The following is a 16,998-nucleotide window of genomic DNA, read 5'->3' as shown; positions in this document are numbered from 1 at the left end:
AACTACACCGTCGAATGGAACTACCTCTTCGCCGCCTCCGTCGTCGCCATCATCCCCGTCGTCGTCCTCTTCGCCTTCATCGAACGACACGTCGTATCGGGTCTGACGGCCGGCTCGGTGAAGTAGGTTCCGGGACGGCACCACCCTGACCCGCACCCCGCACCCCGCAACCCGCACCCCGCACCCCGCCGGCGCCGTCGGCCGGCGGGGTGCGGCGTACCACGGCCGGGGGAGCGCGGGGGCGCGGGCGGCTGCGCCGGACGGGCGATATACACCGACACCCCGTGTTCCCTGCGTCGTGCCGCGCCGCAGGTCGGTAAGCATCAGCCGATGCGACGAGTTATCACACAAACAGGAGCGACCGCGGCCCTGTGCGTCGCCCTTGTCGTGCCCGCCGGCGTTCCGCACGCCGCCGCCCGCCCCGACCCGGGGACCGACGGCAAGGCCGGGGTACGGGCGGTGCGCGGCACCGTCGACCGGCTGTTCCGGGACGCCGCCGCGGCCACCGAGCGCTACGAGGCCGCCCGCCGGGCGTCCGCCGCGCAGCGCGTGAAGATCGCCAAGCTTCAGCGGGCCGTCCGCGCCCAGCACCGCAGGCTCGTCGTGCTGCGCGGCCGGATCGGGCAGCTCGCCGCCCACCACTACCGGTCCGGCGGCCTCGGCCCCACCGCCGCGCTGATGTCCGCGCGCACCCCCGAGGACCTGCTCGACCGGGTCTTCCTGCTCGACAAGGGCGAGCAGGCCGCGGCCGGCCTCTACCACCGCGCCGAGCAGGCCGAGCGGCGGCTCGCAGACGAACGCGAGCGCCAGGCCGTCGCGCTCGCCGACCTGCGGGCGGAACTGCACACGCAGGCGCGGGTGAAGCGGTTCATCGAGCGCAAGCTGGAGCGGGCGCAGGGCCAGCTGGACGGCCTGCAGACCGCGCAGGCCGCCCGCTCGCGCAGCTCCGCCTGCCCGCGCGGCGAGCGCTCCCGCGCCGTGACGCTGAGCGCGGACGGCAAGGCGCTTGCGGGCCGCAAGTGGACGGCGCCGGTGGGCCGTTACACCCTCTCCTCGCGCTTCGGCCAGGCCGGCGGGATGTGGTCCTCCCGGCACACGGGCCTCGACTTCGCCGTCGAGGAGGGCAAGCCGGTGGGCAGCGTCGGCTACGGCGTGGTGTACGAGATCGGCTGCGATGACGCCTTCGGCAACTCCGTCACCGTCCGGCACGACGACGGCTACTACACCTTCTACGCCCACCTCTCCGAGGTCCGCGCCAAGCCCGGCGAGCGGGTCTTCCCCGGCCAGCCCCTCGGCCGCGCCGGCACCACCGGCAACTCCACGGGACCGCACCTGCACTTCGAGGCCCGGGTGACACCGCAGTTCGGCTCGGGGATCGACCCGGAGCCGTGGCTGAGGGGCAAGGGCGTACGGCTGCGCGAGGCGCCGGCGGAGTAGCGCTCAGGCCCGGGACTGCGGGCCGCCGGTGATCCGCTCGTGCTCCTCGTCGGACACCGCCTCGCCGGAGGCCGGCAGCAACTGCGGTATGCCGTCGCGCACCGGATAGCGGCGCCGCAGCCGCGGGTTGTAGAGCGCGTCGCCGGAGTCCAGCAGGGTCAGCGGCCCCTTGTCGAGCGGGCAGACGAGGATCTTCAGCAGCGGGTCTTCGGGGTTCACGGGACTGGTCCTCCACGGTGGGGGGTCGGTACGGGGGCGGGCGGCAGCGCGGCGGGAGGCCGCCGCTCGGGCGCGGCGGGCTCGGGCGCGGGCGCGGTGCCGGGTTCCGGTGCGGAGCCGGGCAGTCCGCCGCGTACGGCCTCCGGCCCGTCGCCGCCCGCGGCCTCCGGCTCACCGTCGCGTACGGGCCCGGGGCCCGGCGCGTCGCCGGCCGGCTCCTCCGGAGCAGGTTCGTCGTGGCGCGGGAGCGCCAGCAGCACCGACACCGCCAGCGCGATCCCGCCCAGCCGCAGCAGCAGCCGCGGCGCGTCATGCGGCAGCGGCTCACCGAAGACGAACGTGCCCGCGGCGACGGCGTGCAGGCAGTTGGCCGTCGTGCACACCGGCACGATCAGCGACGCCCGGCAGCGTTGCAGCGCGGCCTGCGACATCACCAGCCCCGCCACCGCGGTGAACGCCAGCGTGTACGGGTACGGCGACGCCAGCAGGTCGCCCGCGGTGCCGAGCACGTCGGAGCCCGACACGAGACCCGACACGCCCTTGATCGTGAGCGAGCTGACCCCGTACAGGAAGCCCACCCCGACCCCGTACGCGATGCCCGTCGTCGGGATCCGGTGCCGCCGCTTGGCGCGCAGCTCCGCCGCCAGGTACAGCCACAGCCCCGCGGCCAGCGACGGGAGCGCGACGAGCAGGAACCGCCCGGCCGGCGCCGAGGTGCTGACCGTGTCCGCGTCCTGGTCCAGGGAGAGCACGATCATCCCCAGCGAGAGCAGGATCGCTGCCACCCCCGCCAGTTCGCGCGCGCTCAGCCGCTCGCCGAGGAACCGCGACGACAGCAGGACCAGCAGCACCAGCCCCGAGACGAGGATGCCCTGCGCGGCGGCCAGCGGCAGCGTGCGGTAGCAGAGCAACTGGGCCGCGAAACCCAGCCCCAGGCTGAGGCAGCCCGCCAGCCAGAGCGGGCTGGACACCAGTACCCGCACCATGCGGGCCGGCCGCTTCACGCTCAGCTCCGGCAGCGCCGACAGGGCCCGCTTCTCCAGCACGAAGCCGCAGCTGATGAAGACGTTCGCCAGCAGCGCCGCCGCAACCCCCCACCACATCGACTACTCCCGCCTGGCGTGGACGAGCAGGATCGAGGCCAGCGACGGCGCCCGGCACAGGGCGCGGTCGAACGGCCGCAGCGGCCTGGGCACGTCGTGGTACGGCGCGCCGGCCACCTTCTCCACGGTAAAGCCGGAGGCCGCCAGAAAACCCCGGAGTGCGCGGGCCGTGTAGAGCCGGAGGTGGCCGACGACCTGGCTGCCGGGGCGGCCGTGGATGCCGCGCAGGCTGACCTCCGAGAACACCGGCTGCACGCCGGCCAGCAGCAGCGCACGGTTGTACCAGGCCGCCAGGTTGGGGGTGGAGAGCAGCAGATGGCCACCGGGCCGCAGCACGCGGCGCAGTTCGTCGAGCGCGGCGTCCGGATCGACCAGGTGCTCCACGACCTCGCTGAACAGCACGGCGTCCGCGCTGCCCGCGGCGAACGGCAGCCCCGCGGGCTGCGCCGCGCCGTCCGGCAGCCCGCCGCGGACGACGTGGACCGGTGTGCCGGCGGCGGCGTCGCGGGTACGGGTCCTGGCGCGGCGCAGCGCGTCGTGCGACCAGTCGACGGCGACGATGCGCTGCCCGCCGGGGCGCCGCGCGTCGAGCACACCCGCGGCCACGGCGGCGGCGGAGCCGTCGCCGCACCCGACGTCCACGACGACCGCGGGCGCCGCGCCGGTACGGAACGGGCCCAGGGCGTCCGCCAGCATCCGCGCCTGCCGCCGGCTGCGGGCGTCGCCTGAGGCGACGGGGACCGCCGGGTTCTCGTAGAACTCCCGCAGCGAGGCCGGGGCCCCGGCCCGGCTCACGCCGGATCCCCCGCGTCCTCCGCGCAGGCCGCGAGACCCTGCTGCATCAGCTCGCCGATGCGGACGGCCGCGGCGTGGTCGAGGAGGGCACGGGAGTAGCGGATGGCCAGGTGCAGCCGGCCCGCGGTGGACGCGGCGGTGATCGCGAGACCGCGCGGCATCCGGGAGGGGGCCGAGAACCACACCGCGGTCGGGCGGCCGGCGTCGCCGAAGTCCAGCGGGTAGACGATGCGGCCGATGTTGGAGAGCAGGGTGGTCGACATCAGCGGCGCGGCGGCGCTGCGCAGCGTTCGGGCCAGCACGCCGCGGACGCCGACGGGCAGCACCGGCGCGGTGAGCACCCTCCCGTAGAGGCCCAGCGGGTGGCTCGGCTCGGACTTCAGCGTGTGCGTACGGGCCATGGTGGCGCGCAGCAGCCGCTCGACCGCCGCCCGGTCAGGCGCCTCGCCGCCGGTCAGCGCCTCCGCGTCGGCCCGCTCCCCGGGGCCGAAGCCGACCTCGGTCAGCCGGGTGCCGTTGCCGATCAGCATCTCCGCCGACTCCCGCGCGCGGTTGTCGACGGGCATGGTGATGCGCACCGGGGCGGTGCGGGCGCCGTGCGCGCGGTTCCAGCGGGCGGCGGTGAGGCACGTGGCGACGAGGAGCTGGTCGTTGACGGTGGCGCCGTAGGAGGTGCGGCGGGGGGCGGGCAGGTCGAGGAGGAGCAGGCCGTTGCCGGTGCCGGGAGCCCCGGAAGACGACGTGTCGCCGGCGATGCGGGCGGGGCGGGCGGGGCGCGAGCGGCCGGCGTCGGCGGCCGGGGGCGGGGGCGGCGCGGAGGCCGCCTTCGGTCCCGTACGGGCCGGGGAGGCACCGCCGGGGGAAGCCGCCGGCTGCGGTTGGCCGCCCGCGTACACCTCTGCCGCGGTCGCCAGCACCCGCAGGCAGGAGGGACCGTCCATGGCCGTGTGGTTGACGGTGGCCATCAGGACCGTGCCGCCGTCCCCGGTCTCGACGGCCTCGATGCGCACCGGCGGCGCGGCGTCCAGCGGCGGGCAGTCGGTCAAGGTCCGCTCGCGCGCCGCCTCCAGCACGCCGGGCCCGGCGGGCAGGAACGTGACCGGGTCGACGTCGGCCTCCGGGGTCACCTGCCACTGGTAACGGCGGTGCCACCAGCGGCTGGCGGCCTTGCGCTGCTGGAACCGCGGGTGCCTGCGTGCGGCCTCGGCGAGCGCGGTGCGCAGCCGCTCGGGCTCGAACCGCCCGGGGAAGTGGAGCTCGATGTGCACGGTCTCCGGCTCCACCGGATCCGTGCAGTGCAGCGAGACCTCGTCCACCGTGGGGAACGGGACCCGTCCCGGCGCCGCGGGGGCGGGCCGGGCGGGCTGCGTCACCGTCATCTACGCCTCTCCTTCGCGGTGGGCGCCCCGGGTGCGGGGCGCCCACCGGTGTTCACTTGCCGTTCTCCTCCCGCCGGTCGGCGGGCGTGCCGTCGTCCGGCGGGGTGTCCGCGGGCGGTGCGTCCGCGGGCGGGGTGTCCTCTACGTCGTCCGCCGGGCCGGCCGGATCCGCCGCGTCCGGCGCCTCCGCCGTGCCGCTGAGCGGGATCGGCGGCTTGGGCACGAAGGCGTCGCGCGGCTCGTCCTGCGCGGTGCCCAGCGGCGGGGTCGCCGAGTCGTCCGCCGCCGCCCGCTCGGTGCCGAGCGCCGGCGTCCGGTCGGCGCCGGACTCCGCGGCTGCCGCCGCCGCGGCGCTCGCGCCCGCGGACCTGCGGCGCCAGAACCGCTGCGTCGGCCGGTCCGGTTCCGCCTGCGGCGCGGCGCCGGCACCGGGCTCCGCCGCGACGGCCGTACGTCCGGGCGGCCCGCCGGGCCCGGGCGGCGGACCGCCCGCGGCGCCGGCCGCACCCGCCGCGGGCACACCCGCGCCGTACGCGGGGAACGCGGCCGTCTCCGCCTCCGGGTCGACGTCCGGGCCGTACCCGGTCTCCGGCCCGGCCGGCTCCGGCCGCTCCGCGGTGACCAGCGCCGCGGCCAGCGCCAGCACGGCGAGCGCCTGCGCGACGCCGCTGAAGGCCCCCTCGTCCATGCGGACAGCCTCGCCCGCACCGGTCAGCGCCGCAACACCCGCGCCGGCCATGGCCACCAGGGCCAGCGGCGCGAGCAGCCCGGCCCGGGTCCGCGCCAGCAGCGCCAGCGCCGGGACGATCAGCGCGTACGGCCCGGCCACCACGGCGACCACGGCGGTGAGCACCAGCGCGCCCAGCACCCAGCCCGGCGCCGGCGGCGCCGGCTCGGCGACGACCACCTCGCGCCGCCCGGCGCGGACGAACGCCAGCCCGAGCAGCGCCAGGATCGCGGCGACGCCGGCGAAGATCCCGGCGTCGTACCAGACCGCCGGCTTGTACTCCAGCTTCACCTCGCCGCTCTTGTCGGCGGGCACCAGGAAGCCCTGCTGCCAGCCGTCGAGCCGCACCGACTCCAGCTCCTCGCCGTCGAGCGTGGCCTTCCAGCCGTCGTTGTAGTTCTCGTACGTCGTGAGGTACGCGTCCTGGCCCTCGCCGACCGTCACGGCGCGCTCGTCGCCCGCCCAGTCGGTGGCCTCCACGTCGCGCCCCGCGGCCGCCGCGGCGGGCTCGCCGCGGGTCAGCGTCAGGTCGGTGACGGCCAGCGCCTCGCCGTCGCCCGCGGCGACCGCGTGCCGGCCGGCGGCCAGCTCCACGGGACCCGCGGTCTCGCCGTCGCCCGGGCACAGTTCGATGTCGACGGGCCGGCGGTCGACCAGGTCGCCCAGCGTGCCCTCGGCGCGGGTGTTGAGGAGTTCCCCGTCCACCGACACCACCGGGCCGCTGCCGCACTCCAGCTCGAACGGCTCATCCTTCTTCACCGGCTCGGTGCGCAGGTCTTCCTCCGCGTCCTCGCCGAGCGCCGGCACGTAGACCTCGGTGAGGCCCACGGGCAGTTGCACGTCGCGGTCCGCGAACGGGTTGTGCACGGAAAGCGACTCGGTCTCGGTGACCTTGATGTCGATCCTGTCCGTCGTCACCGGCGGGATCCGCACCCAGCCGTTGGCGTCCACGCCCACGGTCTGCGCCCCGGTCGGGGTGCTCACCTCGACCTCGGTCGGCCGCGCCGACAGGCCGCCGGCGGGCGCGAGTACGAACTCGCTGATCTCGGTGGCCTCCGGCCAGGTCAGCGTCAGCGACTCGTCGGCCCCGGCGATCCAGGCCGTGGTCAGGTCCTCGTCGACCAGGTTGCGCGGGCTCAACTGCGGGCTCAGCGGCATCGTGGAGCCCGCGGTGACGTTGATCCGCTCCTCCGGCAGCGCGCTCAGGTCGTCCAGCAGCGCGTCGAGTTCCCGCCCCTGTACGGGCAGAGCCCTGCCGGTGACGGTGTACTCGCCCTCCCCGGACTCGAAGCGCCGCTGCAGACCGGTCTCGGCCGCGGCCGGGTTGAGGCCGCCGAGGTCGCTGCCGCGGTGCAGGGAGATCTGCTCCGCGTCCGCCGCGACCTGCTTGGCGTCCGCGGGCAGCCGGAGCTGCCTGCTGACCGGCGAGACGCCGGGGATCTCGACCTCGGCGAAGCCGGCGCCGGCGAAGCCGGTGCGGGCGCCCTCGGTCTTGCGGATGGTGATCCGCAGCCAGTCCGCCTGCCCCTCGGGGGACCTGACGGTCTGCGTCCGGCCACCGGCCTGCAGCGTGCTGACCTCGCTGCCCCGCGGGGTCTCCACCTCGACCTCGACGGGCTCGGGCCGGACGCCGGCGCCGGGCAGCGGCGTCAGGTCCAGCGTGCCCTCCAGGTTCGTGGGCTCGGTGAAGTCGATCTGCAGCCACTCGCCCTTGGACGTGTCCGGGTTGCCCTCGGCCCAGCCGGTCTGCGGCACGCCGTCGAAGGCGTTGACCGGGTCGAACTGCGGCAGGTGGAACATCCAGTTGCCGCTGGTCGACGCGGTCACCGCGGCGGCGCCGTCGAGGACGGCGGTCGTCTGGTGCTCGGTGCCCTTCTCCGGCACGATCATCCGCGGTTCGTCACCGGGGTCCTGGAGGCTCTCCTCCGGGTTCTTCTCGTCCTCGGTGTAGGTGTACGAGGTGTTGTTGTTGACCACGCCGAACCGGGTGTCCGCCCGGCGCAGCCCGTCGGCCTGCACCTTGAGCGCCGGCTCCTCGACGCCCGGGTGGGCGTCGCCCGCGAGCACCGCGGGCCGGCCCTGCCAGCCGGGGTCGGCGGAGAGCGGCAGCAGCGACTCGGGACCGCCGCTGAGGACGGCGGTGCCGGCGGCGTTGAGCGTGCCGGCCGGTCCGGGACGCAGGTCCTCGCCGTCGGCCGGCTGGTAGATCTCCACCGCCCGCTGGCGCGAGAACAGCCCCTCGATCTGCAGCGGCGTGCCCTCGGGGATGCGGCCGCCGGTCAGCTCGGGGCCGAACTCGGCGACCTTCTCGTAGCCGGAGGACGTGAGGGTCTGCTTCACGGTGGTCGGCGGGACGTAGCCGACCTGGTCGGGGTCGAGGTCGTTGCGTACGACGACGTAGTGCAGGCCCGCGCGGGCCAGGAACGCCTGGAGGCCCGGCACTTCGCCGCCGGTCATCAGCGCCTGGTCGACGGCGTCCATCGCGCGCCGCGAACCCGCCGTGCCGAACGGCACGTAGTCGCGCTGCGCCCAGCGGGACTCGGCGAGCACGTCCAGCGGCTGGTCGATCGGCTTGCCCCACTCGTACGTGCCGTGCGCGGTCGCCGGCACCACCAGGGCCCGGCTGTCGGGGGAGTACTCCTCCAGCCAGTCCGCCGTCTGCTCCCAGTGCTTGGGCAGCTTGTCGAATGCGCCCGGCTGCAGCACGTCGCCGTTGGCGTACGGCAGCACCAGGCCGGGCAGCACGACGAGGGCCGCGATCGCGGGCACCCACGCGCTGCGCCGCGGGTTGGCGCGGGTGCCGCGGCGCTCGGCGGCGACCGCGACGATGTGCGCAAGGCCCAGGGCGAGCGCCAGGGCAAGGCCGGGCTGGAACTTGTAGATGTTGCGGAACGGGCTCAGCCAGCTGTCCAGCGCGTCCTGCACGCCGCCGGAGAACGGGGCGCCCAGCGCGCCGCCGTAGCCGGCCAGGGTGACCAGCGCGACGACCATCACGGTCAGCACCAGCCAGCGCCGCTCGGGCAGGTCACGCCGGGCCAGGCCCGCCAGACCGAGTCCCGCGGCGAGCACGGAGGAGAGGATCGGCAGCCAGCCGGTGGCGACGGTCCAGCCGCCGGGCAGCCACGCCTCGCCGAAGTTCAGGTACGCGACCCAGTTGCCGGTGCCGCGCAGCACCTCGGTCGCCGACATGGTGGTCGTGGTGTTGTGCGCGGTCTCGATGAACGGCAGGAAGTTCTCGCCGTAGATGCCGAGGAGCAGCAGCGGCACGATCCACCAGAGGCACGCCAGCAGCACCCCGGGCAGCCACCACGCCAGCAGCCTGGTGCGGCGCGAGCCGGTGCGGGTGCACACGTACAGCAGCGCGGGCAGCAGCGCGGCCAGCGTGGAGGCCGCGTTGACGCCGCCCATGAACGGGATGATCAGTGCCGAGCGGGCGGCGGCGACCCGCGGCGTCAGCCGCTCGTCGAGCAGCGGCAGCAGCACCCACGGCAGGACCGCGCCGGGCAGCGCGCCGGCGGAGGTGGAGCCGACGATGATGGTGAACACGGGCCACAGCGCGTACGCCACGGCGCCCAGCACCCGGGTCCCCGGGGTGCCGAAGCCCAGCCGGTCGGCCAGCTTCAGCGCGCCCCAGAACGCGGCGGTGACCACGAGCGACAGCCACAGCCGCTCGGCCAGCCACGTCGGCATCTGCGCCACGTCGGTGAGCAGGTAGTACGGCAGCATCGGGAAGGCGTAGCCGAAGTACTGGTCGTGGATGCCGCCGAAGCCGTTCTGGTCGTGCCACAGCTCGCCCAGGTCACCGGCGAACTTCCACGGGTCGACCACCACGCCGAGCTTCGTCTCGAACGTCGTCTTCCCCGCCGAGGGGATGAGCCAGGCGACGAACGCGAACGCCCAGAAGCCGAGCGGCCAGCGCCAACTGCGCCGGCTCTCGGGCGGCCGCGCCCCTGCCGGCCCCGAAGGGGGCGGTGGTGAGTAGGGCCGGCCGGGCGTGGCCGGCTGCGCGGGGAGCGTGGAGGTCATGGGCACCGCCGGAGTATGAGAAGAAGGTTCCAGGTGGCGAACTCGCGTACGCCGGGGACACGGACGACGGCCTCGGCGAGGAAGGGCCAGTAACGGGAGCGGGCCGCGACGACCTCGACGTCGTCCCGGGCCCGTACCGCCTTGAGCGTGGGGCCTATGTGGATGGCGAAGAGGTTCTCGCCCAGGGTGTGCTTCGGGTCGCGTCCGGTGCGCCGCGTGTAGCGGCGGCGCGCCCGGTCCGCGCCCAGGTAGTGCCAGGGCGCCTGCTCGTGGCCGCCCCAGGGGGAGAGCCAGTTGGTGAACGCCACGTACAGCAGGCCGCCGGGCTTGGTGACCCGGATCAGCTCGCTGAGGAAGGTCTCGGGGTCGGCGACGTGCTCCAGCACGTTGGAGGAGAACGCCACGTCGGCGACGCCGTCGGCGAGCGGGAGGAGGTAGCCGTCGGCGACCACCGCACCGGTGGTCACGTCGGAGCCGGCCGCCATCTCGCCGGCGTCGCAGTCGAAGAGGTACGCCTCGGCGCCCCGGCTGCGGAACTCCTCCGTGAACCAGCCCCCGCCGCCGCCGACGTCGACGACCAACTGGCCCTTGAGCGGCGTGATCCGCTCGACCTGGTCCGCCGCGTCCCGCGCCAGCAGGCCGTACGCGCGGGCGGGGTCGTCCTGCTCCTTCATGAAGGCGCGGAAGAGGGCGACAGAACGCCGGATGGAGGGGTCCCGCACCGCCGTCACCCTCCCCGCTTGTCGTGCTGCCCGGCGCGGGCGAGGGCCTCGTCGGCGACGGCGCGGAAGTCACGCACCGTCGCCTCCCAGCTCAGCCGGGCGGCGCGCCGCCGGGCCGCGGCGCCGAGGGCGGCGCGCCGCTCCTCGCTGAGCGCCAGCGCGCACCAGTGGGCGGCGAACGCGCTCTCGCCGCGGGCCAGCATGCCGGTGTCGCCGTCGCGGATGGAGTCGCGCAGGCCGGGGATGTCGAAGCCGATCGCGGGCGTGCCGCGTACCGCCGCCTCGGTCACCACCAGGCCCCAGCCCTCGACGAGGGAGGGGTGCAGCAGCAGCCAGGAGGAGGCGAGGAGGCGGTGCTTCTCGCCCTCGGAGACATGGCCGGTGAACGTCACGCCGGGACCCGCCATCGCCTCCAGCCGGCCGCGCTCGGGTCCGGTGCCGACGATGACCAGCCGGCCGCCGGTGACCGGGCGCACCCGCTCCCACAGCCGCAGCAGCAGGTCGATGCGCTTGTACTCCACCAGCCGGCCCATCGCCAGGAACAGCGGCTCGGGCGACTTCTGCGGCAGCGGGCCCGGGTCCTCGACGCCGTTGTGGACGACCCGTATCCGCTTGGGGTCGACGCCTATGTTGCGCAGCGCGGTGGCGGTGGAGGAGGAGACGGCGACCAGGAGGTTGCCGCGGTGCGCGCCGGCGAGCGCCCAGTGCTCCAGCCGGCGGCCGAGGCGGGCGAGGGGGCCCGGGTAGCGCATCGCCCACAGCTCGGTGTGCACGTGGTTGACGAGGCAGAGCGACGGGCCGCTGTGCCACAGCGGCGCCAGATAGGGCATGCCGTTGCAGACCTCGACCAGCAGGTCGGTGCCGCCGACGTGGCGGGAGAGCGCGCGGCGCGCGCGCAGGAAGTGGCCGGCGTCGCCGCCCGCGGAGACGACGCGGTAGTCGCGGTACGCGGCCGGGCCGCCGCAGACGAGGGTCACCTGGTGGCCGTGGTCGGTCAGCCCTCCGGCGAGCCGGTCCACGAGCAGTTCCGAGCCGCCCGCGGCGGGGTTGCCGAGGTCCCGCCGGGCGAGGAAGGTGATCCGCCGGGCGGCGTGGGCGCCGCCGCCGCCGTCGCCGCCGCGGCCGTCGGCCGCGCGGGTGCCGGCGGCACGGGCGCCGCCGTCCTCGGGGCAGCGGCTGCCGCGGCGCTGGGCGTCGTGGCCTTCCGCGCCCCGGCTCGCGGGCACGCCGGCGCTCCCGGCCGGGTGCGGGTGCGTACGCCGGAGTGCGTCCGCGTCCAGGGACGGGGGTACGTGCTGGGGCATCGGTGCTCCCACTCGTCTCAGGGTGCGGGCGGGTGGTTCAGGGCCGTTCGTGGGGTGCGGCATGGCGGTCGGGTGGACGGGGGCGACGGGGACGCCGGCCGGGGGGGACCGGCGTCCCCGTCACGGGGGCGGGGGGTGAGGGGCATCAGGCCGCGACCGGCTGGGGCGGGACGCCGTCCGGCTCCCGGCCGCGGTCCGGCTCGTCCCGCCGGCCGCCGCGGGCCAGCAGCACGGCGCCGGCGCCCGCGAGTACGAAACCGGCCACCAGCGCGACGACCGGCAGGGTCTCGCCGACCAGCTTCAGCCTGCTGCTGTCCTCGTCGGCGAGGTCGACCTGTTCCTTCTGGGTCTCCTCGGTGAACGCGATGCCGTCGCTCTGCAGCAGCGTGACCTCGTCGGTGCCGCCGCCGGGCTGGCGCAGCGTCTTCTTCGGTGCGATGGAGGCGTAGATGATGCGGCCGGTGCGCTCGTCGGCGACCAGCTCGATCTTCTCGTTCGCGTACCACTCGTCGGCGAACACCTGCTCCTTGTCGGGCAGTCCGACCATCACACCCGGCACCTGCCGGGTGCCGGTCTTGACGGGCTCGATCTCGCCGGTGAAGGCGAGCCCGGTGTAGCCCTGGATCTCCCGCGTGCCGTCGTACTTCAGCGCCACGGTGTCCTGGGCGGTGCTGTCCCACCAGCGGTACGTGCGCTTCTCGACGTCGAAGGGGAACTTCAGGTACGCGTCGCCGCCGAACCGGTTGCCGTCCACGCCGGTGTCCTCGTCGCAGCAGTGCTCCGGCGCGTTCGTCTCGCGGTTCATGACCCAGCGCTCGGTGGTGAACTGGAACGCCCGGCGCGGGTCGTCGATCTCCCGCGTCAGCGGGGTGTCGATGGTGGTGGCCGCGTCCCAGACGGCGGTGTCGTCGTCGCTCGCCGCCACGTCGCCCAGCACCCGCCGGACGATCGTCAGCTCCTGGTTGTTCCGTTCCTTCTGCGTCTCGGTGTCGTAGAAGGTGCCGGTGCCCTCGTAGCGCGTCGTCGACTCGATGTCGACGGGATTCAGCTTGGCCCGCGGCTCGACGTAGAACGCGAGCATGGGGGCGAGCACGAGCAGGAAGACGCCCAACCCCAGCAGGATGAGGGACAGGGGTGACGCGGTACGGCGGCTCATGCTGCACTCCCGGCAGGGGCTGGTTTACGACGCTGGTTTGTCACCGCGGTGCAAGTTCTACGGGTCGGTAACGTAAGGCTGTGCTTGACAGGGTGTCAATGCTGCTCCCACACTCAGCGTCCATGCAGAACCGACTGGTAGCCGCCGTGGTGACCAGCGTCGCCGCCGCCGCTCTCGCCGTGGGCGCCGCCCTCGGCCTGGTGGCCGCGCTGAACGCCACGCCGGAGCAGCCCAACGTCCCGCTCATCAGCTTCGACGGTCGCTGACCTGGTATTCGTCCCCGCCGCGGAGGCCGCGGCGGGGGCCTTGCCACGCCCGGGCGGCCCTCGTCGCGCAGAGGGCGACACGCCGAGGACACGGTGTCGTATCGATGTCCAAAAATTGTCGACCAGGTGACAAGTAGTCACCGTCCGGTGGCACAGTGCACCGGTGGTCGGCGGCGGTACGCGGCGCGCGCCGCGCCCCGCGCGGCGGGAGTCAGCCGAACTCGGCCCACACGCACTTGTCGTTGCCGCGCGGCTCCACGCCCCACACGTCCGCCAGCCGGTCCACCAGCAGCAGTCCGCGGCCCGAGACGCCCGCTTCGCCCGGTTCGCGGCGGTGGGGCAGCGCACTGGAGCGGTCCTCGACCTCGACGCGCAACCTGCGCTCCGGCGTACTCAGCGGGCGGATCGTCACGATCGCGGGGCCGTCGGTGTGCAGCAGTGCGTTGGTGATCAGCTCATCGGAGACCAGCTCGATCTCGTCCGCCCGCTCGCCCGCACCCCAGGAGCGCACCGCGCTGCGGATCATGTGCCGGGCGGCGGAGAGCGCGTCGGGGTCGGAGGGCGGGATGTACTGGCGCAGCCGGCTGCCGGGCTGCGCGGTGTCGCCCGCGGTGCGGCGCAGCATCACCAGCGCCATGTCGTCCTCGACCTGCCGCTCGTCCACCACGTCGCACAGCCGGTCGGACAGCTCGTCGATGTCGCGCGGCCCGGTGCGTACCAGCTCGGCGAGTTGCGCCATGCCCTGGTCCAGGTCGGTGCCGGGGACCTCCACCAGGCCGTCGGTGTACATCAGCAGCGCGTCGCCGGGGTCGAGGACCATGGTCGTCACGGGGTAGTCCAGTGGGCCGAACGTCGCGGAGAGTCCCAGCGGCAGCCCGCCGGGGACCGGCAGCACGCGGCAGCCGCCGTCCGCGTGCCGCACCAGCGGGTCGATGTGGCCGGCCCGGACCAGTTGCAGGGCGCCGGACGACAGGTCGATCTCCGCGTACGTGCACGTGGCGAAGCGCTCGGTCTCCAGCTCGTGGAGGAACTCCGAGGCCCGCGCCATCACGGTGGCCGGCGCGTGGCCCTCGCCCGCGTACGCCCGCAGCACGATGCGCAGTTGGCCCATCACCGCGGCGGCCTGGGTGTCGTGGCCCTGGACGTCGCCGATGACGACGCCGACCCGGCCGCCGGGCAGCGCGATCACGTCGTACCAGTCGCCGCCGATCCCCTGCCCCTCGTGCGCCGCCCGGTAGCGCACGGCGACCTCCGCGCCCGGCACCTCGGGGATGCTGCGCGGCAGCATGGCCTGCTGGAGGTCCTCGGCCAGCCCGTGCTCGCGGTCGTGCAGCTTGGCGCGCTGGAGGCTCTGCCCGATGCCGCTGCTCAGCGAGACCAGCAGGTTGCGCTCCTCCGGCGAGAAGGCGCTCTTGTCGCGGTACGAGAGCCCGAGCGCGCCGATGACGCGCCCCTCGGCGATCAGCGGCAGAAACGCGGCGCAGTCGATGCGCAGGGACTCCACGTACGGGTAGAGCCGCGGGTACGCGGCGGCGAACTCCGCGCGGGAGAGCACCAGCCGCGGCCGGCCCGTGCGCACCACCTCGCTCACCGGCAGCCCTGGCTCGTCGACCCGGGTGAAGTCCGCGAGCTGCACCTCCGTACCTTCACCCATGGTGATGATCTGGATCCGCCCGGCGTCCACCAACCCCAGCACCATGTTCACCGCGCCGAGCCGGGCCAGCCCTTCCTCGCCGCCGAGCACGCCGATCACGTCGTGCACGGTGGTGGCATTCGCCAGCGCCGCGGTGGTCTGCTGCACGACGCCGGTCTGCCGGCGGCGCTCCTGGTCCAGCGCGAACTGCTGCGCGGAGTAGTTCAGCTCCAGCGTCGCGTCGCGGACCATGCCCACGACACGGTGCGCGCGGCCGCCGTCGTCGCGCAGGATCACGCCCTGGGTGTGCGTCAGCCGGGACGTGCCGTCGCGTAGCTGAACGCGCAGGTACGCGCTGTAGGCGGGGCGGTCCTGCGCGATGGCCCGGGAGATCAGCGCGTCGAGCCGGGCGCCCTCCTCCCGGGTGACGCGCGAGCCGAGCGTCTGCGGGTCGCCGTCGTACTCCTCCGGCCGCAGGTCGAAGACCCGCAGCGCCCCGTCGTCCATGTGCATCTGCCCGCCGTCGAGGTCCCAGTCGAAGCTGCCCATGCGGTTCAGCTCCATGCTGACCGCCGCGGGCGCGGGCCAGTCGCCTGCCTCCGGGGCCGGCGCAGCCGTGCCTCCCCGCTTGCTCATGCCGTTACTTTCGCACTTTTTGTACGGATATTCGAGTGATCCGCCATTCTACGCCCCGCGGAGCCACCCGCAGAACAAAGCGGTGGCGCCCCCGCCCGCCGCCCCGGCATGCTGACCCCATGCTGATCAGGGACGCCACCGCCGACGACTGGCCCGCCATCTGGCCGTTCTTCCACCGCATCGTCGCCGCCGGCGAGACCTACCCGTACCCGCTGGACATGAGCGCCGAGCAGGGCCGCGAGGTGTGGCTGCTGCCGCCCCCGGACCGGACGACCGTCGCCATCGACGACGAGGGCCTCATCGTGGGCTCGGCGAAGATGAACGCCAACCGGCAGGGCAACGGCGACCACGTCGCCAGCGCGAGCTACATGGTCGATCCCGACCGGCACGCGCGCGGCGTCGGCCGCGCGCTGTGCGAGGACTCCCTGCGCTGGGCCCGCGCCCGCGGCTTCCTCTCCATGGAGTTCAACGCCGTGGTCGAGACGAACCTCTACGCCGTGAAGCTCTACGAGTCCCTCGGCTTCCGCATCACCGGCACCCAGCCCCGCGCCTTCCGCCACCCCAGCGAGGGTCTGGTCGGCCTGCACTGCATGCACGTCGATCTCTGACTCCGGTCCCCATTGCCCGCGGTGGAGGCGGGCGTTACGCTGCGTTCGTCATTTCGATAACTGGTCGAGATTTCGGACCTTCGAGGGGTGGGTGAGCGCGCATGGGGCGACTCGTACCGGCCGTGACGCGCGCTCTCGACATCCTAGAACTCTTCCTCGACCGGGACACGACGCTCTCCGCTCCCGAGATCACCCGCAAGCTGGGCCTGCCCAGGACCACGGTGCACGAGCTGGTCACCACCCTGGCCGCCCGCTCCTACCTCGGCGCCGTCCCCGGCCAGCCCGGGCGCTACCGGCTGGGGGTGCGCACGTACCAGCTCGGCAGCACCTTCGGCGAGCAGCTCGACCTCGCCGCCGAGGGCCGGGAGGTCGCCCGCGAGGTCGCCGAGACCTGCGACGAGACCGTGCACATCGCGATCCTCGAGGACACCGACGTCATCTACATCGCGAAGGTCGACAGCACCCGCGCGGTCCGGATGGTCTCCGCCACCGGCCGCCGGCTGCCCGCGCACTGCACCGCCGTCGGCAAGATGCTCCTCGCCTCGCTGCCCGAACAGGCCCTCGACGCACGGCTGCCGGAGAGCCGGCCGCTGGTCGCGATGACGGACCGCAGCCTCACCTCCGTACGCGACCTGCGCCGTCACCTCGCCGGGGTGCGCGAGCGCGGCATCGCCGTCGAGGAGCGCGAGTCCAACCCGGACGTGAGCTGCGTGGCGGCGCCGGTGCACGACTCCGCGGGCCGGGTGGTCGCCGCGCTCAGCATCTCGGTGCCGATGATCCGGTGGAGCGGGGAGCGCAGGGACGAGCTGGCGGAGCTGGCCGCGAAGGGCGCGAGCCGGCTGTCGGAGCGCCTGGGCCACCGGGGCGGCAGGGCCGGGACCAGGTGAGCCGGGGGCTCGGCCGGTACGGCGGTCCCGGGCGGACCGGGGACGCGGGCAGGGCGCGTACACGGGAAGTGAGCCGGGGACGCACCCGGAGACGAGAGCC

The 16,998-nt window shown here is 74.6% G+C and carries 13 protein-coding genes and 1 pseudogene; 5 read left to right on the top strand and 9 right to left on the bottom strand.

Annotation, left to right across the window (positions count from 1 at the left end; genetic code table 11):
* Both FB457_RS36075 and FB457_RS12005 read left to right on the top strand, forming a co-directional pair.
* Positions 1–126 (top strand): annotated as a pseudogene (locus tag FB457_RS36075) (carbohydrate ABC transporter permease); the annotation flags it as partial.
* Between the two features lie 204 nt (positions 127–330).
* Positions 331–1,437, top strand: coding sequence for a murein hydrolase activator EnvC family protein (locus FB457_RS12005; RefSeq protein WP_486588999.1), 1,107 nt, complete (start codon positions 331–333; stop codon positions 1,435–1,437).
* 3 nt (positions 1,438–1,440) lie between these two features.
* Here the strand turns inward: FB457_RS12005 and FB457_RS12000 are convergent, their stop codons facing one another.
* The 8 genes from FB457_RS12000 to pgfA form a co-directional block, all read right to left on the bottom strand.
* Positions 1,441–1,656 carry a Trm112 family protein gene (locus FB457_RS12000; protein ID WP_047015585.1) on the bottom strand — a complete coding sequence of 72 codons (216 nt, stop codon included), beginning with the start codon at positions 1,654–1,656 and terminating at the stop codon, positions 1,441–1,443.
* Positions 1,653–2,759, bottom strand: coding sequence for a DMT family transporter (locus FB457_RS11995; protein ID WP_145781797.1), 1,107 nt, complete (start codon positions 2,757–2,759; stop codon positions 1,653–1,655). Before FB457_RS11995 ends, FB457_RS12000 begins: the two co-directional genes overlap by 4 nt.
* A 3-nt stretch (positions 2,760–2,762) precedes the next feature.
* The gene (locus tag FB457_RS11990; protein ID WP_047015583.1) at positions 2,763–3,554 is read right to left on the bottom strand and encodes a methyltransferase domain-containing protein; all 792 of its coding nucleotides are present in this window, start codon (positions 3,552–3,554) and stop codon (positions 2,763–2,765) included.
* The gene (locus FB457_RS11985) at positions 3,551–4,933 is read right to left on the bottom strand and encodes a condensation protein (protein WP_047015582.1); all 1,383 of its coding nucleotides are present in this window, start codon (positions 4,931–4,933) and stop codon (positions 3,551–3,553) included. The genes FB457_RS11990 and FB457_RS11985 overlap by 4 nt, the downstream gene beginning before the upstream one ends.
* 52 nt (positions 4,934–4,985) lie before the next feature.
* Positions 4,986–9,686: an alpha-(1->3)-arabinofuranosyltransferase domain-containing protein gene (locus FB457_RS11980; RefSeq protein WP_145781824.1), complete on the bottom strand. Its 4,701-nt coding sequence runs from the start codon at positions 9,684–9,686 to the stop codon at positions 4,986–4,988.
* Positions 9,683–10,408 (bottom strand): class I SAM-dependent methyltransferase, encoded by a 726-nt coding sequence (locus FB457_RS11975; protein WP_047019863.1) that lies wholly within the window; start codon positions 10,406–10,408, stop codon positions 9,683–9,685. Before FB457_RS11975 ends, FB457_RS11980 begins: the two co-directional genes overlap by 4 nt.
* A 5-nt stretch (positions 10,409–10,413) precedes the next feature.
* Complete coding sequence (locus tag FB457_RS11970) at positions 10,414–11,712, bottom strand: glycosyltransferase family 4 protein (RefSeq protein ID WP_145781795.1); 1,299 nt, start codon at positions 11,710–11,712, stop codon at positions 10,414–10,416.
* 145 nt (positions 11,713–11,857) lie between these two features.
* Entirely contained in the window at positions 11,858–12,868 is a 1,011-nt protein-coding gene (gene pgfA, locus FB457_RS11965; RefSeq protein ID WP_047015579.1) for a cell envelope lipid trafficking protein PgfA, read from the bottom strand.
* 122 nt (positions 12,869–12,990) lie between these two features.
* On the opposite strand from pgfA, the gene FB457_RS35200 reads away from it, so the two are divergent.
* Positions 12,991–13,134 carry a hypothetical protein gene (locus FB457_RS35200; protein ID WP_018840808.1) on the top strand — a complete coding sequence of 48 codons (144 nt, stop codon included), beginning with the start codon at positions 12,991–12,993 and terminating at the stop codon, positions 13,132–13,134.
* A 211-nt stretch (positions 13,135–13,345) separates the two neighbouring features.
* On the opposite strand, the gene FB457_RS11960 is transcribed toward FB457_RS35200, so the two are convergent.
* Positions 13,346–15,403: a SpoIIE family protein phosphatase gene (locus FB457_RS11960; RefSeq protein ID WP_145781793.1), complete on the bottom strand. Its 2,058-nt coding sequence runs from the start codon at positions 15,401–15,403 to the stop codon at positions 13,346–13,348.
* Positions 15,404–15,522: 119 nt separating this feature from the next.
* Between FB457_RS11960 and FB457_RS11955 the strand changes: the two genes are divergently transcribed.
* Positions 15,523–16,011: a GNAT family N-acetyltransferase gene (locus FB457_RS11955; RefSeq protein ID WP_047015577.1), complete on the top strand. Its 489-nt coding sequence runs from the start codon at positions 15,523–15,525 to the stop codon at positions 16,009–16,011.
* Between the two features lie 101 nt (positions 16,012–16,112).
* The gene (locus FB457_RS11950; RefSeq protein WP_047015576.1) at positions 16,113–16,898 is read left to right on the top strand and encodes an IclR family transcriptional regulator; all 786 of its coding nucleotides are present in this window, start codon (positions 16,113–16,115) and stop codon (positions 16,896–16,898) included.
* The last annotated feature ends 100 nt before the right edge of the window (positions 16,899–16,998 follow it).

The organism is Streptomyces sp. CNZ287, from assembly GCF_007827615.1.
This window is presented reverse-complemented; position numbering and strand designations above follow the sequence as displayed.